The organism is Methylobacterium sp. C33D (assembly GCF_053345825.1).
Genome location: NZ_JBKFAV010000015.1, coordinates 100,584 through 125,662, shown reverse-complemented (window position 1 = coordinate 125,662; position 25,079 = coordinate 100,584). Strand labels below are relative to the sequence as shown.

General features: G+C 71.8%; 28 protein-coding genes and 1 tRNA gene. 16 read left to right on the top strand and 13 right to left on the bottom strand.

The genetic code is table 11. The annotated features are described in order from the left end of the window. Positions 1-26 precede the first annotated feature (26 nt). A complete protein-coding gene (locus ACLBXO_RS14255) occupies positions 27-671 on the top strand; it encodes a hypothetical protein (protein WP_447685746.1) in 645 nt (214 codons plus the stop codon). A 22-nt stretch (positions 672-693) separates the two neighbouring features. On the opposite strand, the gene ACLBXO_RS14250 is transcribed toward ACLBXO_RS14255, so the two are convergent. Beyond that, on the bottom strand, positions 694-1,932 hold the full coding sequence (locus tag ACLBXO_RS14250; RefSeq protein WP_331315182.1) for an argininosuccinate synthase: 1,239 nt from the start codon (positions 1,930-1,932) through the stop codon (positions 694-696). Positions 1,933-2,144: 212 nt separating this feature from the next. On the opposite strand from ACLBXO_RS14250, the gene ACLBXO_RS14245 reads away from it, so the two are divergent. The 7 genes from ACLBXO_RS14245 (at position 2,145) to ACLBXO_RS14215 (ending at position 9,036) form a co-directional block, all read left to right on the top strand. Next, complete coding sequence (locus tag ACLBXO_RS14245; protein WP_020093497.1) at positions 2,145-2,771, top strand: 2-hydroxychromene-2-carboxylate isomerase; 627 nt, start codon at positions 2,145-2,147, stop codon at positions 2,769-2,771. 129 nt (positions 2,772-2,900) lie between these two features. Next, on the top strand, positions 2,901-3,599 hold the full coding sequence (locus tag ACLBXO_RS14240; RefSeq protein ID WP_447685745.1) for a DsbA family protein: 699 nt from the start codon (positions 2,901-2,903) through the stop codon (positions 3,597-3,599). Between the two features lie 215 nt (positions 3,600-3,814). After that, entirely contained in the window at positions 3,815-4,387 is a 573-nt protein-coding gene (locus tag ACLBXO_RS14235; protein ID WP_331315185.1) for a F0F1 ATP synthase subunit delta, read from the top strand. Between the two features lie 54 nt (positions 4,388-4,441). Beyond that, on the top strand, positions 4,442-5,974 hold the full coding sequence (gene atpA, locus ACLBXO_RS14230) for a F0F1 ATP synthase subunit alpha (protein WP_091977076.1): 1,533 nt from the start codon (positions 4,442-4,444) through the stop codon (positions 5,972-5,974). A 134-nt stretch (positions 5,975-6,108) separates the two neighbouring features. After that, on the top strand, positions 6,109-6,999 hold the full coding sequence (locus tag ACLBXO_RS14225; RefSeq protein WP_331315189.1) for a F0F1 ATP synthase subunit gamma: 891 nt from the start codon (positions 6,109-6,111) through the stop codon (positions 6,997-6,999). 42 nt (positions 7,000-7,041) lie between these two features. Beyond that, positions 7,042-8,496 (top strand): F0F1 ATP synthase subunit beta, encoded by a 1,455-nt coding sequence (gene atpD, locus ACLBXO_RS14220; RefSeq protein ID WP_020093502.1) that lies wholly within the window; start codon positions 7,042-7,044, stop codon positions 8,494-8,496. 138 nt (positions 8,497-8,634) lie between these two features. Continuing rightward, positions 8,635-9,036: a F0F1 ATP synthase subunit epsilon gene (locus ACLBXO_RS14215; protein ID WP_331315190.1), complete on the top strand. Its 402-nt coding sequence runs from the start codon at positions 8,635-8,637 to the stop codon at positions 9,034-9,036. Positions 9,037-9,043: 7 nt separating this feature from the next. Here the strand turns inward: ACLBXO_RS14215 and ACLBXO_RS14210 are convergent, their stop codons facing one another. The 7 genes from ACLBXO_RS14210 to hrpB form a co-directional block, all read right to left on the bottom strand. Further along, positions 9,044-10,282 carry a CCA tRNA nucleotidyltransferase gene (locus ACLBXO_RS14210; RefSeq protein ID WP_447685744.1) on the bottom strand — a complete coding sequence of 413 codons (1,239 nt, stop codon included), beginning with the start codon at positions 10,280-10,282 and terminating at the stop codon, positions 9,044-9,046. Next, the gene (locus ACLBXO_RS14205) at positions 10,279-10,536 is read right to left on the bottom strand and encodes a DUF6111 family protein (RefSeq protein ID WP_331315192.1); all 258 of its coding nucleotides are present in this window, start codon (positions 10,534-10,536) and stop codon (positions 10,279-10,281) included. The genes ACLBXO_RS14210 and ACLBXO_RS14205 overlap by 4 nt, the downstream gene beginning before the upstream one ends. 9 nt (positions 10,537-10,545) lie before the next feature. Beyond that, positions 10,546-11,217, bottom strand: a complete 672-nt coding sequence (locus tag ACLBXO_RS14200; RefSeq protein WP_447685743.1) for a CoA pyrophosphatase — start codon at positions 11,215-11,217, stop codon at positions 10,546-10,548. Further along, positions 11,214-11,798: a DUF1285 domain-containing protein gene (locus tag ACLBXO_RS14195; RefSeq protein ID WP_331315196.1), complete on the bottom strand. Its 585-nt coding sequence runs from the start codon at positions 11,796-11,798 to the stop codon at positions 11,214-11,216. The genes ACLBXO_RS14200 and ACLBXO_RS14195 overlap by 4 nt, the downstream gene beginning before the upstream one ends. A gap of 90 nt (positions 11,799-11,888) precedes the next feature. Next, on the bottom strand, positions 11,889-13,103 hold the full coding sequence (locus ACLBXO_RS14190; protein ID WP_447685742.1) for an SMP-30/gluconolactonase/LRE family protein: 1,215 nt from the start codon (positions 13,101-13,103) through the stop codon (positions 11,889-11,891). Positions 13,104-13,176: 73 nt separating this feature from the next. Further along, on the bottom strand, positions 13,177-13,602 hold the full coding sequence (locus tag ACLBXO_RS14185; RefSeq protein WP_331315199.1) for a PaaI family thioesterase: 426 nt from the start codon (positions 13,600-13,602) through the stop codon (positions 13,177-13,179). A gap of 41 nt (positions 13,603-13,643) precedes the next feature. Then, positions 13,644-16,109, bottom strand: a complete 2,466-nt coding sequence (gene hrpB, locus ACLBXO_RS14180; RefSeq protein WP_447685741.1) for an ATP-dependent helicase HrpB — start codon at positions 16,107-16,109, stop codon at positions 13,644-13,646. Positions 16,110-16,298: 189 nt separating this feature from the next. Between hrpB and ACLBXO_RS14175 the strand changes: the two genes are divergently transcribed. The 4 genes from ACLBXO_RS14175 to ACLBXO_RS14160 all read left to right on the top strand — a co-directional run bounded on the left by ACLBXO_RS14175 (position 16,299) and on the right by ACLBXO_RS14160 (position 18,622). Further along, on the top strand, positions 16,299-16,946 hold the full coding sequence (locus tag ACLBXO_RS14175) for a carboxymuconolactone decarboxylase family protein (protein WP_447685740.1): 648 nt from the start codon (positions 16,299-16,301) through the stop codon (positions 16,944-16,946). A gap of 150 nt (positions 16,947-17,096) precedes the next feature. Then, positions 17,097-17,330 carry a hypothetical protein gene (locus tag ACLBXO_RS14170; protein ID WP_331315202.1) on the top strand — a complete coding sequence of 78 codons (234 nt, stop codon included), beginning with the start codon at positions 17,097-17,099 and terminating at the stop codon, positions 17,328-17,330. 107 nt (positions 17,331-17,437) lie between these two features. Beyond that, positions 17,438-17,809 carry a hypothetical protein gene (locus ACLBXO_RS14165; protein WP_447685739.1) on the top strand — a complete coding sequence of 124 codons (372 nt, stop codon included), beginning with the start codon at positions 17,438-17,440 and terminating at the stop codon, positions 17,807-17,809. 114 nt (positions 17,810-17,923) lie between these two features. Beyond that, complete coding sequence (locus ACLBXO_RS14160; RefSeq protein WP_447685738.1) at positions 17,924-18,622, top strand: YoaK family protein; 699 nt, start codon at positions 17,924-17,926, stop codon at positions 18,620-18,622. Here ACLBXO_RS14160 and ACLBXO_RS14155 read toward each other — a convergent pair. From ACLBXO_RS14155 to ACLBXO_RS14135, 5 genes are all read right to left on the bottom strand, one after another. Continuing rightward, complete coding sequence (locus tag ACLBXO_RS14155; protein ID WP_331315206.1) at positions 18,612-18,860, bottom strand: flagellar protein; 249 nt, start codon at positions 18,858-18,860, stop codon at positions 18,612-18,614. The genes ACLBXO_RS14160 and ACLBXO_RS14155 overlap by 11 nt on opposite strands. Before the next feature lie 102 nt (positions 18,861-18,962). Continuing rightward, on the bottom strand, positions 18,963-19,127 hold the full coding sequence (locus ACLBXO_RS14150) for a hypothetical protein (protein WP_331315208.1): 165 nt from the start codon (positions 19,125-19,127) through the stop codon (positions 18,963-18,965). 42 nt (positions 19,128-19,169) lie between these two features. Then, a tRNA-Leu gene (locus ACLBXO_RS14145) sits at positions 19,170-19,256 on the bottom strand. Positions 19,257-19,289: 33 nt separating this feature from the next. Then, positions 19,290-20,483 carry an FAD-dependent monooxygenase gene (locus ACLBXO_RS14140; protein WP_447685737.1) on the bottom strand — a complete coding sequence of 398 codons (1,194 nt, stop codon included), beginning with the start codon at positions 20,481-20,483 and terminating at the stop codon, positions 19,290-19,292. Between the two features lie 12 nt (positions 20,484-20,495). Then, positions 20,496-20,753, bottom strand: a complete 258-nt coding sequence (locus ACLBXO_RS14135; protein WP_091779433.1) for a zinc-finger domain-containing protein — start codon at positions 20,751-20,753, stop codon at positions 20,496-20,498. Positions 20,754-20,953: 200 nt separating this feature from the next. Between ACLBXO_RS14135 and map the strand changes: the two genes are divergently transcribed. From map to ACLBXO_RS14115, 4 genes are all read left to right on the top strand, one after another. Then, a complete protein-coding gene (gene map / locus ACLBXO_RS14130) occupies positions 20,954-21,781 on the top strand; it encodes a type I methionyl aminopeptidase (protein ID WP_447685736.1) in 828 nt (275 codons plus the stop codon). A gap of 6 nt (positions 21,782-21,787) precedes the next feature. Beyond that, complete coding sequence (radC, locus tag ACLBXO_RS14125) at positions 21,788-22,534, top strand: RadC family protein (protein WP_447685735.1); 747 nt, start codon at positions 21,788-21,790, stop codon at positions 22,532-22,534. A gap of 96 nt (positions 22,535-22,630) precedes the next feature. After that, positions 22,631-24,064: a circularly permuted type 2 ATP-grasp protein gene (locus ACLBXO_RS14120; RefSeq protein ID WP_331315214.1), complete on the top strand. Its 1,434-nt coding sequence runs from the start codon at positions 22,631-22,633 to the stop codon at positions 24,062-24,064. 65 nt (positions 24,065-24,129) lie between these two features. Further along, a complete protein-coding gene (locus tag ACLBXO_RS14115; protein WP_331315216.1) occupies positions 24,130-25,077 on the top strand; it encodes an alpha-E domain-containing protein in 948 nt (315 codons plus the stop codon). Positions 25,078-25,079 lie beyond the last annotated feature (2 nt).

Sequence of the window (25,079 nt, the reverse complement as noted above, 5' to 3'; positions counted from 1 at the left end):
AGCGTGAGACCCGGGACCGAGCCACGATGAGCGATGCCGTTTACGACCTGAGCCTGGAGCGCATCGCCCTGATCCGCCGGATGGTGGTCGCCTGGGGCGGCACCGCGCCGGGCGCGCCGACCGTCCATCCCGCGGCGCCCTACGGCAGCCTGGATCGCGACGGCGACATCGCCAACGTCACCGGCGACGACGAGGGCGCCGAGGAGGAGCACCGGGCACTGGAGGAAGGCCTCGCGGTCTTCGTCCAGAACGCGCAGCTGAAGCCGGGCCGGTACCAGTACCACAACGGCCTAGCGAAGCTCGACCCGGGCGCGGTCGGCGACGTCTTCCGGGATGCGGCCACCGGCGAGACGCCGGACGTCATCACCTTCGCGGTGACGCCCGAGCACCTCGCGCTGATCCCGCGACTGAAGATCGGGTGGAATGCGGAGCAGGGGGTGCCGCGCGTCGACCCGGAGACGCCGTACGGCGATGACGGCGCCTACACCGCGGCGATGAAGCGCCATCTCGCCGCCGTCCCCGGCGCGGCCGCGAACGACGACGAGGACGCGGAGACGCGGCTCGTGCGCCTCCATCGCGAATTGCAGCCGGCCCTGCAGATCTTCCTGCGCTACGCCGATCTCGGCCCCGGCGACTTCCGTCGGGCCGCCGAGCGCTGGCTCCCGGCCTGACGGCCGGCGACCGGAAGCGGGCTCAGCCCTCGCGCTTCCTGCGCTGGGCCAGGGTGCGCAGCCGCAGGGCGTTGAGCTTGATGAAGCCGGCCGCGTCGCGGTGATCGTAGGCGACGGCGCCCTCCTCGAAGGTCACCAGATCCTGGTCGTAGAGCGAGTGCGGGCTCTCGCGGCCGATGACGTGGACGCCGCCCTTGTAGAGCTTCAGCCGCACCGTTCCGGTGACCTTCTCCTGGCTCCTGTCGATCAGGGCCTGGATCATCTCGCGCTCCGGCGAGAACCAGAAGCCGTTGTAGATCAGCTCCGCGTATTGCGGCATGAGCTGGTCCTTCAGGTGCGCGGCACCCCGGTCCAGCGTGATCGACTCGATGGCGCGGTGCGCCGGCAGCAGGATCGTGCCGCCGGGCGTCTCGTACATGCCGCGGCTCTTCATGCCGACGAAGCGGTTCTCCACGAGGTCGAGCCGGCCGATGCCGTTGGCGCGGCCGAGCTCGTTGAGCTTGGCCAGGAGGCTCGCGGGCGACAGGGCCTCGCCGTCGATCGAGACCGCGTCGCCGCGCTCGAAGCCGATCGTGATGATCGTCGGCTGGTCGGGCGCCTCCTCGGGGGAGAGGGTGCGCGAGTAGACGTAGTCCGGCACCTCGACGGCCGGATCCTCCAGCACCTTGCCCTCGGATGAGGCGTGCAGGAGGTTGGCGTCGACCGAGAACGGGCTCTCGCCGCGCTTGTCCTTGGCGATCGGGATCTGATGCTGCTCGGCGAAGGCGATGAGTTGCTCGCGCGAGCGCAGGTCCCACTCGCGCCAGGGCGCAATCACCGTGACGTCGGGCTTGAGCGCGTAGTAGCCGAGCTCGAACCGGACCTGATCGTTCCCCTTGCCGGTCGCGCCGTGGCAGACCGCGTCGGCGCCGACCTTCTCGGCGATCTCGATCTGCTTCTTGGCGATCAGCGGCCGGGCGATCGAGGTGCCGAGCAGGTAGACGCCCTCGTAGACGGCGTTGGCCCGGAACATCGGGAAGACGTAGTCGCGGACGAACTCCTCGCGCAGGTCCTCGATGTAGATGTTCTCGGGCTTGATGCCGAGCAGCTCCGCCTTGCGGCGGGCCGGCTCCAGCTCCTCCCCCTGGCCGAGATCGGCCGTGAAGGTCACGACCTCGCAGCCGTAGGTGGTCTGCAGCCACTTCAGGATGATCGATGTGTCGAGCCCGCCGGAATAGGCCAGCACGACCTTCTTCACAGGGCTCTTCGCGGGGACGGACATGGGACTTCCGGAACTGGGCGAGGGATCTGGCTCGGCGTCTGCGGCTTATCGCGGGTGTCACCGGCCTGCAACCGGCGCGCCGTCTCGCGCGTAGCCGAGATGCCGGAGGATCGGCCGCGTTTCGCCTCACGGCGGCCTTGCGGTTGTGTCAGAAACGGCGCGGGCGTTGCAGGTCGTCATCGCCGCGAGAGTGCATCGGAGAAGCGAAGTCTATGGCGCGCCAGCCAATTCTGGAGTTCTGGTACGAATTCGCCTCCACCTACTCCTACCTCGCGGCCATGCGCGTCGAGGCCGCCGCCGCCGAGGCGGACGTGGCGATCCGGTGGCGCCCCTTCCTGGTCGGACCTCTCTTCGCCGCGCAGGGCTGGACCACCTCGCCGTTCAATCTCTACGCGGCCAAGGGCAAGAACATGTGGCGCGACGTCGAGCGCGAGGCCGCCCGCCTCGGCCTGCCGCCGGTGACGCGCCCCGCCCAGTTCCCGCAGAACAGCCTCAGCGCGGTCCGGGTCGCGATCCTCGGCCAGGATCAGCCGTGGCTCGTGCCGTTCTCGAAGGCGGTCTTCACCGCGAGCTTCGCCGAGGGCCGCTCGATCGCGGAGCCGGCGGCCGTGGCGGAGATCCTCGATTCGCTCGGGCTCGACGGCACGCAGACCGTGCGGGCCGCCGCCGCCGAGGCCAACAAGACGAAGCTGCGGGTCAGCGTCGAGGAGGCGCGCTCCCGCGGGATCTACGGGGCGCCGACCTTCCTGGCCGACGACGGCGAGCTGTTCTGGGGCAACGACCGGCTGGAGCAGGCCCTGGCCTGGGCGACCGGTGACCGGCCGAAGGGGCTGCGCTAGGCTGCGCCCGCCCCGCGGTCGCGCGACGTTCACGGCCGCACGGCCATGAAACCGACTCGACCCCCTGGTTCTGGTCCGGCTCCGCTCCGGCACGGCCGGGCCGGACGAGCGATGCCCCGGACGAGTCCCATGCCTGTTTCGAAGCCTGTCTCGCGACGCCTCCTCCTCGCCGCGGCCGCCACTCTCGGGGCCGGCCTGACCGGCGCCTCCGCGCAATCCTACGGCCAGCGGGTCGCGGTGACGGGCGACGACGGGCGCGCGGTGGCGAACTCGATCCTGCCGGGGGAGATCACCGGGCAGATCCCCGGCCTGCGCGGCGTGACCTATGTCGGGCCGCGGGAGGCCGGCACCACGCTCTACGAGTTCTTCGACTTCAACTGCCCGTACTGCCGGAAGGCGGCCGCCGACGTCGTCGCCCTGCACGACAGCGACCCGGAGCTCCGGATCGGGCTTGTCCACAACCCGATCCTGTCGCCGCAATCCGCCCAGGCCGCCAAGGTGATGCTGGCCGTCCAGCGCAAGCTCGGCTCGCAGGCCGCGTGGCGCTTCTATCAGACGCTGCTCGGCAAGCCCGGCCGCATCGACGGGCCCGGCGCGCTCACGGCTGCGGCCGCTCTGGGGATCCCGCAGGCGGAGGTGGAGGAGATCGCCGACAGCGAGGAGGTGCGCGCGGCGCTCAAGAGCCAGATGCGGATGGCCGCGGATCTCGGCCTCTACGCGACGCCGTCCTACGTGCTCGGCAACAGCGGGATCCTCGGACATCCGGGCGCCGGCGCCATGGCCAAGATGATCGCGAGCGTCCGGCACTGCGACCGGCTGGCCTGCTGAGGCTCCGCCCGCGTCACACTTCTGCCGTCCTCACGCGCAGCGGACCCGGCTGCCGTGTTGCGCGCGGCCATGCTGGCATGCTAGGCGGTCGCCGCGCCGCGAGGACAGTTCTCGACCTGTCCGTTGCCGGCGCGATCCCACGTCCCGAACGGTCTCGCACCGCGCTCCAGCCGGAGCGCGCGGAGCGGGCGGGCAACCAGAGAAGAGAGCGACGGGTGGCGCAGAACGGTTCCGAGGCTGGTCCCCTGGTCGCAGGCGTGGCGGGCCGGTACGCTTCCGCCCTGTTCGAGCTCGCGCGCGACGAGCGCCAGGTCGACGCGGTCGCCCAATCCCTCGATCAATTCGACACGCTGCTGAAGGAGAGCGCGGATCTCCGCCGCCTCGTCCGCAGTCCGGTCTTCAGCGCGGAGGAGCAGGCGGCCGCCATCGGCGCCGTGCTCGACAAGGCGGGCATCGGCGGGCTGGCCGGCAACTTCATCCGCCTCGCGGCCTCGAACCGCCGGCTCTTCGCCCTGCCCGACATGATCGACGCGTTCCGGACCCTGGTCCAGGACTCGAAGGGCATCGTGCGCGCCCAGGTGCGGGTGGCCGAGAAGCCCTCCGACGCGGTGATCGAGGAGATCAAGGCGTCGCTGCGCGACATCGCCAAGGCCGACGTCGCCGTCGACCTCGTGGTCGACCCGAGCCTGATCGGCGGCCTCGTCGTGAAGATGGGCTCGCGCATGGTCGACGCCTCCCTGAAGACCAAGCTCAACGGTATCCGCCTCGCGATGCGGGCCGCGCGGTAAGCGCCCCCATCCGACCCGAACACGCATAGACGCATCAGCGACAGAGGCCCGAGTATGGACATCCGCGCCGCCGAGATCTCCGCGATCCTGAAAGAGCAGATCAAGAACTTCGGCGAGGAAGCCGAGGTCTCCGAGGTCGGGCAGGTCCTGTCCGTCGGCGACGGCATCGCCCGCGCCTACGGCCTCGACAACGTCCAGGCCGGCGAGATGGTCGAGTTCGAGTCGGGCGTGCGCGGCATGGCCCTGAACCTCGAGCAGGACAACGTCGGCATCGTGATCTTCGGCTCCGACCGCGAGATCAAGGAAGGCCAGACCGTCAAGCGGACCGGCGCCATCGTGGACGTGCCGGTCGGCAAGGGCCTGCTCGGCCGCGTCGTCGACGCCCTCGGCAACCCGATCGACGGCAAGGGCCCGATCCAGTCGACCGAGCGTCGCCGCGTCGACGTCAAGGCGCCGGGCATCATCCCGCGCAAGTCGGTGCACGAGCCGATGGCCACGGGCCTCAAGGCGATCGACGCCCTGATCCCGGTCGGCCGCGGCCAGCGCGAGCTGATCATCGGCGACCGTCAGACCGGCAAGACCGCCATCGCCCTCGACACGATCCTGAACCAGAAGCCGGGTCACACCGCCGGCGGTGACGAGAAGGCCAAGCTCTACTGCATCTACGTCGCCATCGGCCAGAAGCGCTCGACGGTGGCCCAGTTCGTGAAGGTCCTCGAGGACCAGGGCGCGCTGGAATACTCCATCGTCATCGCCGCCACGGCGTCCGACGCGGCCCCGATGCAGTTCATCGCGCCGTTCGCCGGCTGCGCCATGGGCGAGTACTTCCGCGACAACGGCATGCACGCCGTGATCGTGTACGACGATCTCTCCAAGCAGGCCGTAGCCTACCGCCAGATGTCGCTGCTGCTGCGCCGCCCGCCGGGCCGCGAGGCGTATCCGGGCGACGTGTTCTACCTCCACAGCCGCCTGCTGGAGCGCGCCGCCAAGATGGGCGACGCCGCCGGCAACGGCTCGCTGACCGCGCTCCCGGTCATCGAGACCCAGGCCAACGACGTCTCGGCCTACATCCCGACCAACGTGATCTCGATCACCGACGGCCAGATCTTCCTCGAGACCGACCTGTTCTACCAGGGCATCCGCCCGGCGGTGAACGTCGGCCTCTCGGTGTCGCGGGTGGGCTCCTCGGCCCAGACCAAGGCGATGAAGAAGGTCGCCGGCAAGATCAAGGGCGAGCTCGCGCAGTACCGCGAGATGGCCGCCTTCGCGCAGTTCGGCTCGGACCTCGACGCCTCCACCCAGGCCCTCCTGAATCGCGGCTCGCGGCTCACCGAGCTCCTGAAGCAGCCGCAGTTCTCGCCGCTGAAGATGGAAGAGCAGGTCGCGGTGATCTACGCCGGCGTGAACGGCTACCTGGACAAGATGCCGGTCAGCAAGGTCCGCCCGTTCGAGGACGCGCTGCTCTCGACCCTGCGGTCCAAGCACAAGGATCTGCTCGACTCGATCGCCGCCTCCAAGGACCTGTCGGACGAGAACGCCGGCAAGCTGAAGAGCGTCGTCGAGAGCGTCGCCAAGTCGATCGGCTGATGTGAGGCCCCTCCCCCCGGGGAGGGATCTTGGGTGGCGCGGGGGGATCCCGGTCCCCGCCGCACCGCCCGAACTTCCGGCTCCTTCCCGCCGAGGGAAGGAGAGGCCCATAGAACGGACCTGGACCTCACCCGATGGCGAGTTTGAAGGACCTGCGCAACCGCATCACCTCGGTGAAGGCGACGCAGAAGATCACCAAGGCCATGCAGATGGTCGCCGCCGCCAAGCTGCGCCGGGCGCAGATGGCCGCTGAGGCGGGCCGTCCCTACGCCGAGAAGATGTCGGCGGTGCTCGGCAACCTCGCGGGCAACCTCGTCGGCGGCGTCGGAGCCCCCCGGCTCCTGTCCGGGACCGGCTCCGAGCAGACGCACCTTCTCGTGGTGTGCACGGGCGACCGCGGCCTCGCCGGCGCGTTCAACTCGTCGATCGTCCGCCTCGCGGTGCGCGAGCACGCCCAGAAGCTCGCCGCCGAGGGCAAGACCGTCAAGATCATGACGGTCGGCAAGAAGGGCCTCGACGCGCTGCGCCGGCAGTACCGCGACCAGATCGTCGAGAGCATGGACATCCGCGGCAACCGACCGGTGGATTACGAGTTCGCCGCCTCGATCGCCGACAAGATCCTGACCCGCTTCGAGAACGGCGAGTTCGACGTCGCGACCCTGTTCTACTCCGAGTTCCGCTCGGTCATCTCGCAGATCCCGACCGCGCAGCGTCTGATCCCCGCGGAGCTGCCGGCGGCCGACGCGACCGCGAAGGCGGCGGCCGGCAACGCCGCCCTGGAATTCGAGCCGTCCGAGGAGGCGATCCTCGAGACGCTGCTGCCGAAGAACCTGACGGTGCAGATCTACCGGGCGCTCCTGGAGAACGCCGCCTCCGAGCAGGGCGCGCGCATGAGCGCCATGGACTCGGCGACCCGCAACGCGGGCGAGATGATCAAGAAGCAGACGCTGATCTACAACCGGACGCGTCAGGCCATGATCACCAAGGAACTCATCGAGATCATCTCGGGTGCGGAAGCCCTCTGAGGCACCGCGACCCGACCGCACAGCTTGAAGGGTAGGTTAACGATGGCGAACACCGCACTCCCCGGCACCGGCTCCAACAAGGTCGGCAAGATCACCCAGGTCATCGGCCCCGTGGTCGACGTGCAGTTCGAGGGCCACCTGCCCGAGATCCTGAATGCGCTGGAGACCAAGAACAACGGCGCCCGCCTCGTCCTCGAGGTCGCCCAGCAGCTCGGCGAGAACACCGTCCGCTGCATCGCCATGGACACGTCCGAGGGCCTGACCCGCGGCCAGGAGTGCACCGACACCGGCGAGCCGATCAAGGTTCCGGTCGGCATGAACACGCTCGGCCGCATCATGAACGTCATCGGCGAGCCGATCGACGAGGCCGGCCCGGTCCAGGCCGACACCTTCCGCGCGATCCACCAGCCGGCCCCCTCCTACGCCGAGCAGTCGACCGAGGCGCAGATCCTCGTCACCGGCATCAAGGTGGTGGACCTGCTCGCCCCCTACGCGAAGGGCGGCAAGATCGGCCTGTTCGGCGGCGCCGGCGTCGGCAAGACCGTGCTGATCATGGAGCTGATCAACAACATCGCCAAGGTGCACTCGGGCTACTCGGTGTTCGCCGGCGTGGGTGAGCGCACCCGCGAGGGCAACGATCTCTACCACGAGATGATCGAGTCCAAGGTGAACGTCGACCCGAAGGAGCACGGCTCCGCCGAGGGTTCGAAGTGCGCCCTGGTCTACGGCCAGATGAACGAGTCGCCCGGCGCCCGCTCGCGCGTCGCCCTGACCGGCCTCACCATCGCCGAGCAGTTCCGCGACGACGGCCAGGACGTGCTGTTCTTCGTCGACAACATCTTCCGCTTCACGCAGGCGGGCTCCGAGGTGTCGGCGCTCCTCGGCCGCATCCCCTCGGCGGTGGGCTACCAGCCGACGCTCGCCACCGACATGGGCGCCCTCCAGGAGCGCATCACCACCACGACCAAGGGCTCGATCACCTCGGTGCAGGCGATCTACGTGCCGGCCGACGACCTGACCGACCCGGCGCCGGCCGCCTCGTTCGCCCACCTCGACGCCACGACCGTGCTGTCGCGCTCGATCGCCGAGAAGGGCATCTACCCGGCGGTGGATCCGCTCGACTCGACCTCGCGCATGCTGTCGCCGGCGATCCTCGGCGAGGAGCACTACGACGTCGCCCGCCGCGTGCAGCAGACCCTGCAGCGCTACAAGGCGCTCCAGGACATCATCGCGATCCTGGGCATGGACGAGCTGTCCGAGGAGGACAAGCTGACCGTGGCCCGCGCCCGCAAGATCGAGCGCTTCTTCTCGCAGCCCTTCTCGGTGGCCGAGGTGTTCACCGGCTCGCCGGGCAAGCAGGTCGCCCTCGAGGACACCATCAAGGGCTTCAAGGGCCTGGTGAACGGCGACTACGACGACCTCCCGGAGGCCGCCTTCTACATGGTCGGCACCATCGAGGAGGCCCAGGAGAAGGCCAAGAAGCTCAAGGCCGCGTAAGACGACACCCTCTTCCCCGCGCGGGAAGGGGACAGAGGCTGCGCGGACGACCTGACCGGTGCCGTCCGCGCAGCCTTTTTCGAGACGCTCCGCCCGCGCGGCGGAGAGCGCGCCGCCGATCCGGGAACACGTCAGGCCATGGCCACCTTCCACTTCGATTTCGTCGGCCCCGAGCGGACGCTGTATTCCGGCGAGGTGACCGCCGTTCAGCTGCCCGGCACCGAGGGCGAGATGACCGTGATGCCGGGCCACGCGCCCGTGCTGACGTCCCTGCGGGTCGGCGTCATCGTGATCACCGAGAGCCAGGGCAGCGGCAAGCGGATCTACGTCCGCGGCGGCTTCGCCGACATTGGCCCGACGGCCGTGACCGTGCTGGCCGAGCGCGCCGCACCGATCGAGGAGCTGACCCACGACTCCCTCGACCGTGACATCGAGGCGGTCGAGATGCAGCGCGACGCCACCGAGGACCTGCAGAAGCGCGAGGAGCTGAACGGCCAGATCGTCCAGCTCCAGGAGACCAAGGCGCTCCTGAAGCTCTGAGCCGCGCTCAGCGGGCGCCTTCCAGCGCCCGCGCCATCAGCTCGGCCCGCGCCGCGGCGTCGGTCGGGCAGCCGTGCGCCAGCCAGACTTTCCGCGCCGCGGCCAGGCCGCGTCCTATAGCGGGGCCCGGCGCCACCCCGGCCGCCACCAGATCCGCCCCCGTCAGGGGAAAAGCCGGCGACGCCCCCTCCCCCGCGAGGGCGGCCAGGGCGCTCCGCGCCGCCTCCGCCGCGACGGGCCGCGGCTCCCCGGCCAGGATCGCCAGCGCGTCGGCCAGGCACGACAGGCCGTGCTCCGCCGCCAGGGCCCGCGCCGCGTCCGCGTCCAGCACCGCGCGTCCGTGGAGATCGGCCAGAGCCGCGGCGTAGCCGAGCAGGTAAGCGTGCTCGCTCTTCGAGAGACGCAGCCGCTCGCGCAGCCGGTCGGCGTCGTGCCGGGCGCCGACCGCGACGGCCGCGAGGCGCGCCACCGGGGACAGGCCCGCGGCGGCGGCCCGCTCCAGCCGCCCGAGTTCCCCGACGCCGCCGGTGATCCGCGGCAGCAGGCCGGTCGCGCTCAGCGTCCTCATCAGGGCCGGGCCGCCGGGCGCGGCCAGCAGCTTCAGGAACTCGGCGCGCACGCGCTCGCGGGAGAGCCGGTCCAGGCTGTCCCGCGCGGCCACGCAGGCCGCCAGGGCGGCGGCGTCGGGAGGGCCGGCGCCGAATCGGGCATGGAAGCGGAAGAAGCGCAGGATTCGCAGCGCGTCCTCGCGGATCCGGGTCGCCGGATCGCCGATGAAGCGCACCCGCCCGTCCGCGAGGTCGGGCCGGCCGCCCACCGGGTCGTGCAGGCTCCCGTCGGCGCCGAGGGAGAGCGCGTTGACGGTGAAGTCGCGGCGCTCGGCGTCGCGGCGGAAGTCGCTGCCGAAGCGGACGACCGCGTGCCGCCCGTCGGTCTCGACGTCCTCGCGCAGGGTCGTGACCTCGATCGGCCCGTCCTCGGTCACCAGCGTGATGGTGCCGTGCTCGATGCCGGTCGGCACCGCCTTGAGGCCGGGCGCCCGCTGCGCCGCCCGCATCACTGCCTCGGGCCGGTGCGTCGTCGCCATGTCGATGTCGGCGGTCGGCGCGCCGAGGAGCGCGTCGCGGACGCAGCCGCCGATCAGGCGGGTCTCCGCGCCCGGCGCGTCCAGGGCCGCGAGGACGCGGCGGACGCCCGGGCGTTCGAGCAGGGCCGCCAGCCCCGCGGGATCGAGGGCGCGGCTCACCGGAAGCCGCCGGGCACGAGGCGACCGTTCTCCATGTGGGCCGGCACGTAGCCGCCGGGACGGCGCTCCGAGAACAGGCCCTCGTAGACGAGGGTGCCGATCACGACCGCGAGCCCGGCCAGGACGAGGCGGAACAGGTGCGCGTCCCAGTGAACCCGGCGCAGCGGATTGCGGCCCGACAGCAGCAGGTAGACCAGGAACAGCGCGAAGGGGATGAGGAAGAGGCCGAACTCTTCGAGGACGCGGCGGAGCATGGAATCAGCCTAACGCGCGGGACGGCGGCCGTCGCCCTGCGCCGCTTCCGGGTACAGCCGTTCCCGCAGATTGTTCAGGATCCCGGCGGTGACGCCCCAGATCAGCCGCTCGCCGAAGGTCAGGGCGTAGAACCAGCGCTCGCGGCCCTGCCAGGCGCGGGAGCGCAGGCGGTAGCGCTCCGGATCCATGAGGAACGGGAGCGGCACCTCGAAGACGTCGGCCACCTCGTTCGGGTTCGGCGTCAGCACCGCGACGGGATCGACCAGGCCGATGACCGGCGTCACGAGGAAGCCGGTGCCCGAGAGGTACGGGTCGAGATAGCCGAGCAGCCGCACGAGATCGGGCGGCAGCCCGATCTCCTCGGAGGCCTCCCGCAGGGCCGCGTCCGCCGGGCCGGGATCGGACGGATCGATCTTGCCGCCCGGCAGCGCCACCTGCCCGGAATGGTCGCGCAGGTTGGCCGCCCGCAACGTCAGGATCAGGGTCGGACCGTCCGCCCGCGGCACGACCGGCACGAGGACGGCGGCCCGGCGATGCGGCGGCGGCGGGATCACGGCCGCTCCGTCCGGATCGAGGCTGTGATCGCCCCGGGGATTGGAGGTCGGATCGTCCGGCCCGGGCGGGTCCGGCGACAGGCCGGCGGCGGCGCGGGCGAGGAAGTCGGCGAGCGGGTCGCTCACGCGGCGGCGACCGGCGCGATCGTGTGGAAGGCGCCGCCGGCCCACAGGCCGAGCCAGGGCTCTCCGTCGACCAGACGCTCCTCGGCGAGGTCCACGAGGTCGTAGGTGAGTGCCCGGGTCACGAGCGCCCACAGCCCGCGGCGGACATGGAGATAGGGTTTCAGCGCCCCGTCCGGCGCCTCCTCGAAGCGCAGAGCGTGCTCGGCATCGACGCTCACCAGATCGTCGACGTTGGTCCGGAACGAGACGCGCCGGTCCGCCCCGCTCCCGTCCACCGCCATCTCGACGGCCACGAAGGCCGCGTCGTCCACGGTGATACCGACGCTCTCCACCGGCGTGACCAGGACGGTCCGGCCGTCCGGCTCGCGCCGCAGGATAGTCGCGAAGAGCTTGACCAGCTTGTCCCGTCGGATCGGCGAGCCGTTGTGGAACCACGTCCCGTCCGCGGCGATGCGGATGTCGATCGCGCCGCAATACGGCGGGTCCCACCGCTCCACCGGCGGCGGCCCGCGCTTCGGCAGATCCCCCAGGGCCGCGCTGAGGCGGCTCAAGGTCGGGTCGGGGGCGGGATCCTCGCTCATGCCCGTGACAGATAGCGTCCCGGTGCCCGGTCAGCCATGGCCGACCGGAGGATCGGCGCCGGTTCCGTCCCGGATTGCAGCGGCGCGATCCTAGGCCGGCCCGGCGCCCTGGGTATTCACCGTCAGGGCGTAGAGCGACTGGCTCGCCGCCATGAACAGGCGGTTGCGCTTGGGGCCGCCGAAGGTCAGGTTCCCGCACACTTCCGGCAGGCGGATCCGCCCGATGAGCTTGCCCTGCGGTGTCCAGACGGTGACGCCGTTGTAGCCCACGGCCCGGCCGGCGTTGCTGGACACCCAGAGATTGCCGTCGACGTCGGCCCGCAGGCCGTCGGGCCCGCATTTCACCCCGTCCACGACGCAGTCCGAGAAGAGCCGCCTGTTCGAGAGCGCAGCCCCGGTCCCGACGTCGAAGGCGTAGATCTCGCCCTTGCCGCCCGGCCCGGTATCCCCCGGCCCCTTCCCGGTGGAGCAGACGTAGAGCGTCCGGTGATCGGGCGAGAAGCAGAGGCCGTTGGGGTCGGGCACCTCGTCGTCGGTGAGCACGCGGTCGAGCCGGCCGGACGGGTCGACGCGGTAGACCGCGTTCGGCAGCACGCGGCGCCGCGGTACGGTGCCGGCGGGCTGGCCGAGCCGCGGATCGAGATGGCCCTGCGGATTGCTCGGACCGCCCGCCGCGTCGGGCAGGCCCTCGTAGAGCAGCGCGCCGTAGGGCGGATCGGAGAACCAGTACGCGCCGTCCGGGTGCTGAACGACGTCGTTGGGCGAGTTGAGCGGCTTGCCCTCGAACGAATCGGCCAGGACCGTGGCCGAGCCGTCGAGCTCGTAGCGGACGACGCGCCCGGTGGCATGCTCGCAGCTGAGCTGCCGCCCCTGGCGGTCGAAGCTGTTGCCGTTCGAATTGTTGCTCGGCATCCGGAAGGTGGAGACGTGCCCGTCCTCCTCCAGCCAGCGCATCTGCCGATTGTTCGGGATGTCGCTCCAGACGAGGTAGCGGCCGACCGAATTCCAGGCGGGCCCCTCCGCCCAGAGGGCGCCGGTCCAGAGCCGGCGGATGGCGCTGTTCGGCACGATGTAGGGCTCGAAGGCCGGGTCGACCGTGACGATGTCCGGATCGGTGAAGTAGGTGGTCGGGGCGGCGCCCGGCCGGAAGTCGCGCGGCGGACTCGTCACCGTGCTGGGCTGCGCCGCCGCGTCGGCGGCCGTGACGGCGAGTGTTCCCAGGGCCGCGAGGAGCGTGCGTCGGGACGGTGGGACGCGCCCGCGCTCGGCCGCGATCCCGGATGCCTCGGTCTGCGACGGTCGCATGCAATCCTCCCCCGCGCATCCCGCGACGGGCCGCGACGCGCGCCGGCAGGCTAGGACGCCTGTCCTGATCCGGTCAACTCGGCCGGCGCCGCAGGATCTTCCAGACGCCGTCAGCCGAGGCGAGCAGACGGCTGCCGTCGCGGACGTCGCCGCGCATGAACACGAGGGAGCCCGTGCGCTTGACGACCTGCGGCCGGATCTCGATCCAGTCGCCGAGCCGGCCGACATCGATGAATTTCATCTCCAGCTGGATGGTCACGCAATTGGCGCCGTCGGCGGCGCGCATCGCGGTCTCGCCGAGGGCGCGGTCGGCGAAGCTCATCAGCATGCCGCCGTGGACCACGCCGATCAGGTTGGCGTGCTTCTGGTCGGCCCGGAACGCGTAGGCGCCGTCCGCGCCGCGGACGTGCAGCGGCCCGACATGGGCGATGAAGCCCTTGTCCTCCACCAGAGTCCAGCCGTCGGCGGCGGGGTCGTGGGCATCGGTGTCCGTGGTCATCGCGTCGGGTCCGTTCGCGTCGGGGCTTCGTCAGGCGGTGATCAGGTGCCGCGGGGCTTGGCCCGGCGGGTGGGAGCCTCGCTGAGCGGGTCCTCCGGCCAGGGATGGCGCGGGTAGCGCCCGCGCATCTCGGACCGCACCGCCGCCCAGGAACCGCGCCAGAAGCCCGGCAAGTCCCGGGTGATCTGGATCGGCCGCTGCGCCGGCGACAGCAGGTGCAGGACAAGCGGCCGGCCCCCGGCCCTGGGATGCCGGTCGAGGCCGAACAGCTCCTGGACCCGGACCGCGAGCGCCGGCTCCTCCGCCGTGTAATCGACCGGGACGCGCGAGCCGGTCGGCACCTCGACATGGGTCGGCGCCTCCGCGTCGAGCCGGGCGCGCAGGTCCCAGGGCAGCAGGGCCTGGAGGGCGTCCGCGAGGTTGCTCGCCGTGACCGACGCCAGGGCGGCGCGACCCAGCAGGGCGGGCGCCAGCCAAGTCTCCGCCGTGCGGGCCAGCGCGGCGTCCGAGAGGTCGGGCCAGGCCGCGCCGTCGGCGGCGTGCAGGAAGGTCACCCGGGCCCGCCACTGCGCCAGGGCCGGCGTCCACGGCAGGCGGTCGATCCCGAGATCGGCGATGCCGCGCGCCAGGATCGCGGCGCTGTCCGTATCGGGCGGCACCGGCAGCGGCCGCGACCCGAGACTGACGGCGCCGAGCCGTCGGACCGCCCGTGCCCGCAGGGCGGCCGCCTGCGGATCGAAGGCGATCTCGGTGCGCGACTCGATCCGGTCAGCGAACAGGCCCTCGATCGCCTCGGGGCCGATCGCCGCCGCGGCCAGGATCCGGGCGTTCCCGGCCGATCCGGCGAGGTCGGCGACGACCAGATAAGTCTCGCGGGCGAGCGGGCTCGCCGGGTCGAGGCGCCCGGCCCGGCCGCTCGCCATCACGAACTCGCCCTCGCGGCCGCGCGCGCGGGCGACCCGGTCGGGGTAGGCGAGCGCCAGGAGCGGCCCGGCGGCGGCGGGGCCGGCATCCGGGCTCGCGGGACCGCCCGCCCCGGCGATCCGGGACCAGCCCTCGGCGAGCCGGCGCATGTCGGCGGCGCGTCCGCCCCGGTCGCGGCGGAAGCGCTCGACCCGCTCGTCGAGGTCGGCCCCGTCGCCCCCGAGGCCGCGCTCCACCAGCACGGCGGCGAGGTCGGCCGCGGCCCGCGCCTGACCGGTGCCGGCCGCGACCGTCACCATCCGGGCGAGCCGCGGCGGCAGCGGCAACGCCCGCAGCCGCGCGCCGACCGGCGTCAGGCGGCCGTCGGGATCGAGCGCGCCCAGCTCTCTCAGCAGGGCGCGGGCCTCCGTGAGGGCGGCCGCGGGCGGCGGGTCGAGGAAGGCGAGCGCGCCCGGGTCGGTCACGCCCCAGGCGGCGCAGTCGAGGAGCAGCCCGGCGAGGTCGGCCGACAGGATCTCCGGCCGCGTGAACGGCTCCAGGGCGTTGGTGCCGGCCTCGGACCAGAGCCGCCAGCACAGGCCGGGCTCGGTGCGGCCGGCGCGGCCCCGGCGCTGGTCCACCGAGGCGCGGGAGGCGCGGGCCGTGACCAGGCGGGTCAGACCGAGGCCCGGCTCGTAGACCGGGACCCGCGCCAGCCCCGAATCGACCACGATCCGGACGCCCTCGATGGTCAGGGAGGTCTCGGCGATGCTGGTCGCGAGGACGACCTTCCGGGTGCCGGCGGAGGCCGGCGCGACGGCACGGTCCTGCTCGGCGGGGGTCAGCGCGCCGTAGAGGGGCGCGAGCTGAACGTCGGGGCCGACCTTCTCGGCCAGCAGGTCGGCGGTCCGGCGGATCTCCGCCTGCCCGGGCAGGAACACCAGGATCGAGCCCGGATCCGCCCGGAGGGCGCGCAGCGTGACCTCGGCGACCGAGTCCTCGACCCGCCGGTTCGGATCGCGCTCCACGTACCGGGTCCCAACCGGGAAGGCGCGGCCCTCGGAGGCCACGACCGGGGCGTCGCCCATCAGCCGCGCGACCCGGGCGCCGTCCAGGGTCGCCGACATGACGAGGATCCGCAGGTCCTCCCGCAGGCCGCCCTGCGCGTCGAGCGCCAGCGCGAGGCCGAGATCGGCGTCCAGGGAGCGCTCGTGGAACTCGTCGAACAGGACGGCGCCGATTCCCGAGAGTTCCGGATCGTCCAGGATCATCCGGGTGAAGACGCCCTCGGTGACGACCTCGATCCGCGTGCGGCCCGAGATCTTCGAGCCGAGGCGGACGCGCAGACCGACTGTCCCGCCGACCGGCTCGCCCAGCGTCTGGGCCATCCGCGCGGCGGCGGCCCGGGCCGCGAGGCGCCGCGGCTCAAGCAGGACGATCTTGCGCCCGTGGAGCCAGGGCGCTTCCAGGAGGTCGAGGGGCACGCGGGTCGTCTTGCCGGCGCCGGGGGGGGCCACCAGGACGGCGGCGTTCCGCGCGGCGAGCGCGCGGCGCAGATCGGGGAGCGCCGCCTCGATCGGCAGCGCGGGTTCGGGACCGGCCATCGCGGCCGCTGATGGCGCGGCGCGGCGCCGAGCGCAACCGGCCCGAACCCGGCTCCGCGACGGGGGAGGTCTTTTCCTGACGCCGAGCCGGATTCGTACGGGCTTTCCCGCCCGGGCCCTGGCGGCCGCGCGACGCCGCCGTAATCGTGCGGCGCGACACGACACAGACGATCCAACGGGAGCGAAACGATGACCCTCCGCCGCCGCGCGCTGACCCTTGCTGCCCTCTCCGTGGCCCTGCCGCTGGCGACCCCGTGGGCGAGCGCTGCGGCGCGCGCGCAGGACCGGCTGCCGACCATTCCGCCCCAGGACTACACCCCCGAGCAGAAGCAGGCGGCCGAGGCCTTCGCGCAGGCGCGCGGCAAGCCGCCCTTCGGGCCGTTCGAGCCGCTCATGTACTCGCCGGAGGTGATGACGCTCGCCCGCTCGATGGGCGATTACCTGCGCTTCAAGCCGAAGATCGGCACGACGCTCTCGGAGCTGGTGATCCTGATGACCGCCCGCCGCTGGACTCAGGATTACGAGTGGTACGTCCACGCACCGATCGCCGAGAAGGCCGGCATCTCCGCCGACATCATCGCGGCGATCCGCGACGGCCGCCGGCCGGCCAGGATGAGCGACGACGAGACCCTCGTGTACGAGTTCACCGCCGAGCTCCAGGACACGAAGCGCGTCTCCGACGCGACCTTCGCGCGGGCCGAGGCCCGGTTCGGCAAGCCGGGCGTCGTCGATCTGGCCGCGATCTCCGGCTACTACACGTTCCTGGCGATGGAGTTGAACGCCGCCCGCTACCCGATTCCCGCCGACGGCAAGCCGCTGCCGCGAATGCCGGAGTGAGCCGGCTTATCCACAGCCGCCAGGCTGCTGAAACGGCGTTATCCACAGGGTTCGGCCGCCTCCGGGCGGCCTGCCCGGCGGGCGTTGACGGAACGTTAACCGTTATGGCTTGTTCTCTTTTCGTTCCCGGACGCGACGAAGGAGAACCCGATGCTGACCCAGGTCCTGGCCCAGCGCGACGATCACGCCTGCCCCGTCGAGGCGATCAGCTCCGCGTATCTCGGCTTCGCCGGCGGCGACGCCGGGATCGCCCTGCGCTGCGCGATCGCCGACGCCCTGTCCGACCTGATGGAGGCCGAGCGGCGCACGCGCGAGCGCAGCCGTCTGATCTCCCGCGGCTACATCCGCACCGCCCCCGATCCGGAGGTCGGGCCGCCAAGCTGAACCGTGGCTGCAGGCCGGCTTCAGCTTCGGTGCAGCGGCGGCGCGGCATGGTCTCCCGTGTGATCCGGGGCGCCGCAGGCGCTCCGCGCTTCTTCCGGAGACAGGTCATGACACGCATCGCTCTGCTCTCGGCCGCCGCGCTGATCGGCGCGGGCACCCTGGCCTCCACGACCGCCGAGGCCCGCGGCGGCGGCGCCATCGCGGCCGGCATCATCGGCGGCCTCGCGGCCGGCGCCCTGATCGGCGCCGCGACCCAGGCCCACGCGGCGCCCGGCTACGGCTACGGCTACGCGGATTACGGCTACCCCCCGGCCCCCGTGGTCGTGCGGCCGGCCCCGGCCTACCGCGTCTACGAGGAGGACGCGCCGGTCTACGCGACCCGCCGGACCGTGACCTACGAGCGGGTCCCGGTCGGCTACGGCCCGGCCCGCCACTGGGGCGGGGATTACGAGGGCGGCTACGGCTATCGCGGCTGGTGAGCCGGGAGTTGCGCCGGGCGCCGTGACGGCGCCCCGGCGCGTGGCTTATGACGGTGGCGGCGCCGGCCGAATCCGGCTCTCGGCACCCCACCGACGGGTCATCGACACGGGTCCATGCTGGTCCACGAAGGCGAGACGCGCACCCCGGAGGCCGACAGGGCGCTCGCCCTCTCCCTCGCGGGGGTGGCCGGCGCGCTGAACACCGCCGGCTTCTACGCGGTCGGCCTCTACGCCTCGAACATGACCGGGAACGTCTCGGCCATCTCGGACAGGACCGGCACCGGCGACCTGCTCCTGGCCGCGCAGGCCGGCCTGCTCGTCATCCTGTTCGTGCTCGGTGCCGCCACCGCGACGCTGCTGATCCGCCGCCGCCGCCGCGGTCACCATCCGGGCGCCTACGCCTACGGGGTCTGCGCGGAGGCGATCCTCCTCGTCGCCGTCGGCCTGCTCGTGCTGCCGCTCCACGAGCCGGCGCGGAGCCACGCCCTGGTGCTCGGCCTGAGTTTCGTCCTGGGCCTCCAGAACGCGGCCGTGACCAAGATCTCCGAGTCGCGGGTCCGGACCACGCACGTCACCGGCATGATCACCGACATCGGCATCGAGCTCGCGCGCTGGCTCGATCGCGGTCCGCCGGGCTCCGACCCGCTGAGGGCCCACGATCCCGTGCGGCTGCGGCTGTACCTCTCGACCGTCGGCGCCTTCCTGGCGGGCGGGGTGGTGGGGGTCGTGGCCTACCGCCTCGTGGGCGTGGCCCTGCTCTTCGCGGCGGCCGCGATCCTGGCCGGCCTCGCGCTCCCCGGCCTCAGGCGGTGACGTCGAGGAGCTGACCCATCATGCGGTCGGCCGAGCGCGCCACCGCGGCATTCAGCGCGAAGGCCGATCGCGACCCGATCAGGTCCAGCGCGGCCCCCGACAGGTCCACCTGCGCGGCCGGCGGCAGGGCCGTGTCGCCGGTGGGCGCGCCGCTCGCCGCGATAGTCTCGGCCGCTTTCCCGAGCCGGTCGGTGGCCCGGGCCATGCCGGTGGCGGCGGTCTGAAGGGCGTCGATCATGCCGGATACTCCCCGTCCGGACCCTGGCAGGCAGACGCGAAGGGCCGGTTTCGGCGATCGCTCGAATGCGACGGATCCCCCGTCTTCGGGACTGTCGGGCCCTCACCCCTTCGGCGCGCACACGGTGACCGGGGACGCCCCGCCGTAGGGCCGCTCGGCCTCGGCGATCTGCTTCGCGGCGGCCTCGCAGGCCTGCCGGGTGTTGAACTCGACGGACCCGATCGCCGAGCCCGAGCCGGCCAGCATGATGATGAGCACGTAGACCACGCCATTCCCTCCGGCATCCCGGTCCGGCGTCGCGCTGCGTGCTGGTGCGGACGGCGGGACTCGAACCCGCACGGCCTCGCGGCCGCAAGATTTTAAGTCTCGTGCGTCTACCGGTTCCGCCACGTCCGCATCCGCCCTCGGTAGCGGGGCCGGCGGGTCCGATCAAGCGGGGGGCGTCCACCCGTACAGCCAGGCGTAGCGGTCCCGCATGCCGTCCGGGCCGAGACGCGACATCACGGCGTCGCGCACGAACGCCACCACGCCGCCGGCGTGGTAGGTCCGGCCGTTGCTGCGCGCCGCCGTCTGGACCTTGCGCACCCGGGCGGTCCGCGCGCCCGAGAACGCCGCGAGTGCGGCCGGCACGTCGGCGTGGTCCGCGAGGGCGCGGGTCAGGACCGCGGCGTCCTCGATCGCCAGGGCGGCCCCCTGCGCGAGGTAGGGCAGCACCGGGTGACCGGCATCGCCGATCAGCGCGAGCCGGTCGCGGGCGAGCGGGCGCGCGACGGCGCGGTCGGCGAGCGACCAGACCAGCCAGGAATCCGGCAGGCTCAGGAGATCGCGCAGCGGCGCGGCGCAGCCGCGCAGATGCCCGCGCAGCACGGCCGGCTCCCCGAGCCGGCCCCAGCCCTCGTCGCCCACCGCCTCGGGCACGACTGCCACCACGTTGAGGAACTGGCCGTCCCGCACCGGGTAATGGACCACGTGCCGGCCGCGGCCGAGCCACAGGCCGGTGGCGGCGCCGCGCAGGTCCTGCGGGACCGCCTCCATGGGGATGAGCGCCCGCCACGCCGCGGCCTGACCCGGCCGGAGCGGCGCCGAGTCGAGATGCGCGCGCAGGCGCGAGCGGAGCCCGTCCGCGCCGATCGCGAGGTCGAAGGCGACCGGCTGGGCCCCGCTCGCGCCCTCGACGGTGAGGACGGCTTCCGACGCCGTCTCGGACACGGCCGTCACGGTGCGGCCCATCAGCAGGCGGATCGTCGAGCGGCTCCGGAATGCGTCGAGCAGCAGCGTCTGCAGGTCGGCGCGGTGAATGACGTAGTAGGGCGCGCCGAACCGGCTCTGCGCCCGCGCACCGAGCGCGACGCCGCCGATGCGGCGGCCGCTGTCGAGCGCGCGCACCTCCACGCCGGGCGGCTCGCTCGCCGCCCGGCGCAGGGCCGCGGAGAGCCCGAGACCGGCGAGAACGTGGCTCGCGTTGGGCGAGATCTGGATCCCGGCCCCGACCTCACTGAAGCCGGTCCGGCGCTCGATCACCGTGACGGCGTGGCCGGCATCCGACAGCGCCAGCGCCGCCGTCAGGCCGCCGATCCCGGCCCCGACGATCCCGATCCGCAGAGATGGACTGCCAGAGGGCACGGTGGGCGGCGCCTACTCCGCCGCGAGCTTGGCGTCGTCCCGCCACACGCAGGCCTGCGGCTCCGCCTCGTCGGCCTTCAGGCCGGCCCGGTAGCGATAGAGCGTCGAGCAGTATTGGCAGATGATCTCGCTGTCGGCGCCCATGTCGAGGAACACGTGCGGGTGGTCGAACGGCGGCAGCGCGCCGATGCACATGAATTCCTTCACGCCCACGGTGATCACCGGCACGCCCGGCTCGTTGTGGAAGTGCGGTACCGCCTTGCCTGCCATCCGGCCCTCGTCTGCCCCGCGACCGACCGCGCGGCGAATCTGCCTGCGCGCTCCCGGGCGTCTCGCGGCCGCTTATGCCGCCAGCCCCGCGACCGGCGCAAGCCTCGCCCGGCCCGCGACCGATGCGGCTTGGACTCCCGGGCCCCGCGCCGTACATAGGGCGAAGCCCGATTGATGCCGCCGCGAACAAAGTCCCGATCATGCAGCAGGAACAGGCCAGTGCGCAGGGTGCGCGCCGCGCCCCGGAACCGCCGATCCACGGTCCCGAGGGTTTCGAGGGCATGCGCCGGGCGGGGCGGCTCACCGCCGAGGCCCTCGACCTGCTGATGGAGGCGACGCAGCCGGGCGTCACCACCGAGGAGCTCGACAGGCTCGCCTACACTTTCGCGATGGACCACGGCGCCTATCCGGCGTCGCTGCTCTACCGCGGCTACCCGAAGTCGATCTGCACCTCGATCAACCACGTGGTCTGCCACGGCATCCCCAACGACAAGCCTCTGCGCGAGGGCGACATCGTCAATCTCGACATCTGCCTGATCCTCGACGGCTGGCACGGTGATTCGAGCCGGATGGCCTATGTCGGCGGGGTGCCGCGCAAGGCCCAGCGCCTGTGCGAGATCACCTACGAGGCGCTGATGCGCGGCGTCGCCGCCGTGAAGCCCGGCGGCTCGACCAACGATATCGGACGGGCGATCCAGTCCTTCGCGGAAGGCGAGCGCTGCTCGGTGGTGCGCGACTTCTGCGGCCACGGCCTCGGGCGCACCTATCACGACGCGCCCACGATCCTGCACTACGTCGAGGCCAGCTACGACGTGCCGTTCAAGCCCGGCCAGTTCTTCACGATCGAGCCGATGATCAATCTCGGCCGGCCGGCCGTGAAGGTTCTGGGCGACGGCTGGACCGCCGTGACCCGCGACCGCTCGCTCTCCGCCCAGTTCGAGCACACGGTGGGCGTCACCGAAACCGGCGTCGAGATCTTCACGATCTCGCCGAAGGGGCTGCATCAGCCCGTCAACCCGGCCGCCTGACCGGCCGTGCCCGAGCGGCAGGACGACGGTGACGCGGGGCTGTTCGCCGACAGCGCCGCGCCGTCTCCGGTCGAGAAGGAGACGCCGCACTATCACGGCCATCGCGACCGCCTGCGGGAGAAGTTCTCGGCGGCCGGTCCGGACGCGCTGCCCGATTACGAGATGCTGGAACTCGTCCTGTTCCGGGCGATCCCCCGGCGCGACGTGAAGCCCCTCGCCAAGGCGCTGGTCGCCCGGTTCGGCAGCTTCGCCGAGGTGGTCAGCGCCGAGCCGGCGCGGCTCATGGAAGTGGAGGGCGTGAGCGCCGCTGTCGCGTCCGACCTCAAGGTGATCGAGGCCGCGGCGCGGCGGCTCGCCCGGGGCGCGATCCGGGAGCGCGCGCTCCTGGGCTCGTGGAGCGCGCTGCACGAGTACCTGCGCACCACCATGGCGTTCGCCCCGCGGGAGGAGTTCCGCGTCCTGTTCCTCGACAAGCGCAACCACCTCATCGCCGACGAGGTGCAGGGGCGCGGCACCGTCGATCATACGCCGGTCTACCCGCGCGAGGTCGCCCGCCGGGCACTCGAGCTCTCGGCGACGGCCATCATCCTGGCCCACAACCACCCGTCGGGCGACCCCGCCCCCTCCGCGGCCGACGTGGCGATGACCCGCGAGGTCGTGGCGGTCCTGGCGCCGCTCAAGATCGTGGTCCACGATCACGTGATCCTCGGCCGAAACGGTCACGCGAGCCTGAAAGGCCTGAAGCTGATCTGATCCTCCGGCCGCCTTGAGCGTTATCGCCCGCGGATATAGCCATGAACGGGTGGCGCGCCTCTTGCCTCAAGAGCGAGAGCGTACGGGAGGAGTGAGATGGCGGTGACGGCCTTCGACGAGATGAACGGGATCGGCGCGGCCGATCCGGCAGCCGTCCGCGACGCCTACGGCCAGCTCAAGGCCTGGCTCGACTCGACGCCGCCCGAGCATTTCAACACCCGCCGCAGCCAGGCCGAGCTGCTGTTCCGACGGATCGGCATCACCTTCGCGGTCTACGGCGACAACGAGTCGACCGAGCGGCTGATCCCGTTCGACATCATCCCCCGGGTGATCACCAAGCCGGAATGGGCCTTCCTGGAGCGCGGCCTGACGCAGCGGGTCACGGCCATCAACCTGTTCCTGAAGGACATCTACGGCGCCCAGGAATGCATCAAGGCCGGCATCATCCCGGCCGACCTCGTCTACCGCAACGCCCATTACCGCATGGAGATGCGGTCCTTCCGCGTGCCGCACGACCTCTACGTCCACATCGCCGGCATCGACATCGTCCGGACCGGCGAGAACGATTTCTTCGTGCTGGAGGACAACGCCCGCATCCCGTCGGGCGTCTCCTACATGCTGGAGAACCGGGAGGTGATGCTGCGCCTGTTCCCGGACCTGTTCTCGAAGCACCGCGTCGCGCCGGTCGAGAACTACCCGGACGCCCTGCTCGCCACCCTGCGCAGCCTCGCGCCGGGCTCGGCGACCCGCGACCCGACCGTCGTTCTGCTGACCCCGGGGCGCTACAACTCCGCGTTCTACGAGCACTCGTTCCTGGCCGACAAGCTCGGCGTCGAGCTGGTGGAGGCGTCCGACCTCTTCACCAAGGACGACGTCGTCTACATGCGCACGACCGAGGGGCCGCGGAAGGTCGACGTGATCTACCGCCGCCTCGACGACGACTTCCTCGACCCGCTGGTCTTCCGCCCGGATTCGGTCCTCGGCGTGCCCGGCCTGATGAACGCCTACGAGCGCGGCTCGGTCACCCTCGCCAACGCGGTCGGGACCGGCATCTCGGACGACAAGGCGGTCTACAGCTACATGCCGGAGATCGTGAAGTTCTTCACCGGCGAGGAGCCGATCCTGCACAACGTTCCGACCTATCGGTGCCGCGAGAAGGACGCGTTCGCGTACGTGATGGACAACCTGTCCGAGCTGGTGGTGAAGGAGGTCAACGGCTCGGGCGGCTACGGGATGCTGGTCGGGCCGCACGCGAGCAAGCGCGAGCTCGACGATTTCGCCAAGAAGCTCAAGCACGCCCCGGACGGGTTCATCGCCCAGCCGACCCTGTCGCTCTCCACCTGCCCGACCTTCGTGGCCTCGGGCGTCGCCCCCCGCCACGTCGACCTGCGGCCCTTCGTGCTGTGCGGGGCCGACAAGATCCGCATCGTCCCGGGCGGCCTGACCCGGGTGGCGCTGAAGGAAGGCTCCCTGGTGGTCAATTCCAGCCAGGGCGGTGGCACCAAGGACACCTGGGTGCTCGACGCCTGAGCTCCGCGATATCCGGACGTTCCGAGGCGCGGACATCGTGGTCCGCACGACTTGGCTGAAGACCGATGCTCTCCAGGACTGCCGACAACCTCTTCTGGCTCTCCCGCTACGTCGAGCGGGCCGACTTCGTCGCCCGCATTCTCGACGCGGCACACCGATTCGCGTCGCTTCCGACGAGCTACGGCGGCGGCGGGAGCAACGAGTGGGACTCGGCCCTCGCCTCGGCCGGCGACCCCGACGCGTTCAAGACCCATTACAGCGCGGTCAACGCCGACACGGTCTGCGACTTCCTGGCCTTCAGCCCGCACAACCCGTCCTCGATCCGCTCCTGCATCGAGGCGGCCCGCGAGAATGCCCGCTCGGTGCGCACGGCGCTCACCACCGAGATGTGGGACGCGATCAACGGCGCGTGGCTGGAGCTGCGCAACTACGCCGGCAAGGACCTCAACCGCGACGAGTTCGGCCGCTTCCTCGACTGGGTGAAGACCGTCTCGCTGACCTTCGACGGCTCGGCCTTCCGGACGATGCTGCGCAACGACGCCTTCTGGTTCACCCGGCTCGGCACGGCGATCGAGCGGGCCGACAACACCGCCCGCATCCTCGACGTGAAGTACCAGATCCTGCTGCCGCACGACGAGACGGTGGGCGGCAGCCTCGACTACTTCCAGTGGACCACGATCCTGCGCGAAGTGTCGGCGTTCAACGCCTACCACTGGGTCTACCGGGAGAGCATCAAGCCGCTGCTCGTGGCGGACCTCCTGATGCTCAACAAGCAGATGCCGCGCTCCTTCGCGAACTGCTACGGCGTCATCGTCGAGTATCTCGACCTGATCGCCGACGCCTACGGCCGCCGGGGGCCGAGCCAGCGTCTCGCGGGAAACATGTTGGCGAAGCTGGAGGGCGAGGATATCGACCGTGTCTTCGCCACCGGGCTGCACGAGTTCGTCGAGGCGTTCATCGCCGAGAACAACAAGGTGGGCGAGGCGATCGCCAAGCAGTATCTGGTCGGCTGAAC

Excerpts from the sequence above, each read along its gene's own strand:
- ACLBXO_RS14115 (WP_331315216.1), top strand. The coding sequence starts at position 24,130 with ATGCTCTCCAGGACTGCCGACAACCTCTTCTGGCTCTCCCGCTACGTC.
- ACLBXO_RS14245 (WP_020093497.1), top strand. The coding sequence starts at position 2,145 with ATGGCGCGCCAGCCAATTCTGGAGTTCTGGTACGAATTCGCCTCCACC.
- ACLBXO_RS14225 (WP_331315189.1), top strand. The coding sequence starts at position 6,109 with ATGGCGAGTTTGAAGGACCTGCGCAACCGCATCACCTCGGTGAAGGCG.
- ACLBXO_RS14160 (WP_447685738.1), top strand. The coding sequence starts at position 17,924 with ATGCTGGTCCACGAAGGCGAGACGCGCACCCCGGAGGCCGACAGGGCG.
- ACLBXO_RS14175 (WP_447685740.1), top strand. The coding sequence starts at position 16,299 with ATGACCCTCCGCCGCCGCGCGCTGACCCTTGCTGCCCTCTCCGTGGCC.
- ACLBXO_RS14190 (WP_447685742.1), bottom strand. The coding sequence starts at position 13,103 with ATGCGACCGTCGCAGACCGAGGCATCCGGGATCGCGGCCGAGCGCGGG.
- ACLBXO_RS14205 (WP_331315192.1), bottom strand. The coding sequence starts at position 10,536 with ATGCTCCGCCGCGTCCTCGAAGAGTTCGGCCTCTTCCTCATCCCCTTC.
- ACLBXO_RS14135 (WP_091779433.1), bottom strand. The coding sequence starts at position 20,753 with ATGGCAGGCAAGGCGGTACCGCACTTCCACAACGAGCCGGGCGTGCCG.
- ACLBXO_RS14250 (WP_331315182.1), bottom strand. The coding sequence starts at position 1,932 with ATGTCCGTCCCCGCGAAGAGCCCTGTGAAGAAGGTCGTGCTGGCCTAT.
- ACLBXO_RS14155 (WP_331315206.1), bottom strand. The coding sequence starts at position 18,860 with ATGATCGACGCCCTTCAGACCGCCGCCACCGGCATGGCCCGGGCCACC.
- hrpB (WP_447685741.1), bottom strand. The coding sequence starts at position 16,109 with ATGGCCGGTCCCGAACCCGCGCTGCCGATCGAGGCGGCGCTCCCCGAT.
- ACLBXO_RS14185 (WP_331315199.1), bottom strand. The coding sequence starts at position 13,602 with ATGACCACGGACACCGATGCCCACGACCCCGCCGCCGACGGCTGGACT.
- ACLBXO_RS14195 (WP_331315196.1), bottom strand. The coding sequence starts at position 11,798 with ATGAGCGAGGATCCCGCCCCCGACCCGACCTTGAGCCGCCTCAGCGCG.
- ACLBXO_RS14215 (WP_331315190.1), top strand. The coding sequence starts at position 8,635 with ATGGCCACCTTCCACTTCGATTTCGTCGGCCCCGAGCGGACGCTGTAT.
- atpD (WP_020093502.1), top strand. The coding sequence starts at position 7,042 with ATGGCGAACACCGCACTCCCCGGCACCGGCTCCAACAAGGTCGGCAAG.
- ACLBXO_RS14165 (WP_447685739.1), top strand. The coding sequence starts at position 17,438 with ATGACACGCATCGCTCTGCTCTCGGCCGCCGCGCTGATCGGCGCGGGC.
- atpA (WP_091977076.1), top strand. The coding sequence starts at position 4,442 with ATGGACATCCGCGCCGCCGAGATCTCCGCGATCCTGAAAGAGCAGATC.
- ACLBXO_RS14240 (WP_447685745.1), top strand. The coding sequence starts at position 2,901 with ATGCCTGTTTCGAAGCCTGTCTCGCGACGCCTCCTCCTCGCCGCGGCC.
- ACLBXO_RS14170 (WP_331315202.1), top strand. The coding sequence starts at position 17,097 with ATGCTGACCCAGGTCCTGGCCCAGCGCGACGATCACGCCTGCCCCGTC.
- ACLBXO_RS14120 (WP_331315214.1), top strand. The coding sequence starts at position 22,631 with ATGGCGGTGACGGCCTTCGACGAGATGAACGGGATCGGCGCGGCCGAT.
- map (WP_447685736.1), top strand. The coding sequence starts at position 20,954 with ATGCAGCAGGAACAGGCCAGTGCGCAGGGTGCGCGCCGCGCCCCGGAA.
- ACLBXO_RS14255 (WP_447685746.1), top strand. The coding sequence starts at position 27 with ATGAGCGATGCCGTTTACGACCTGAGCCTGGAGCGCATCGCCCTGATC.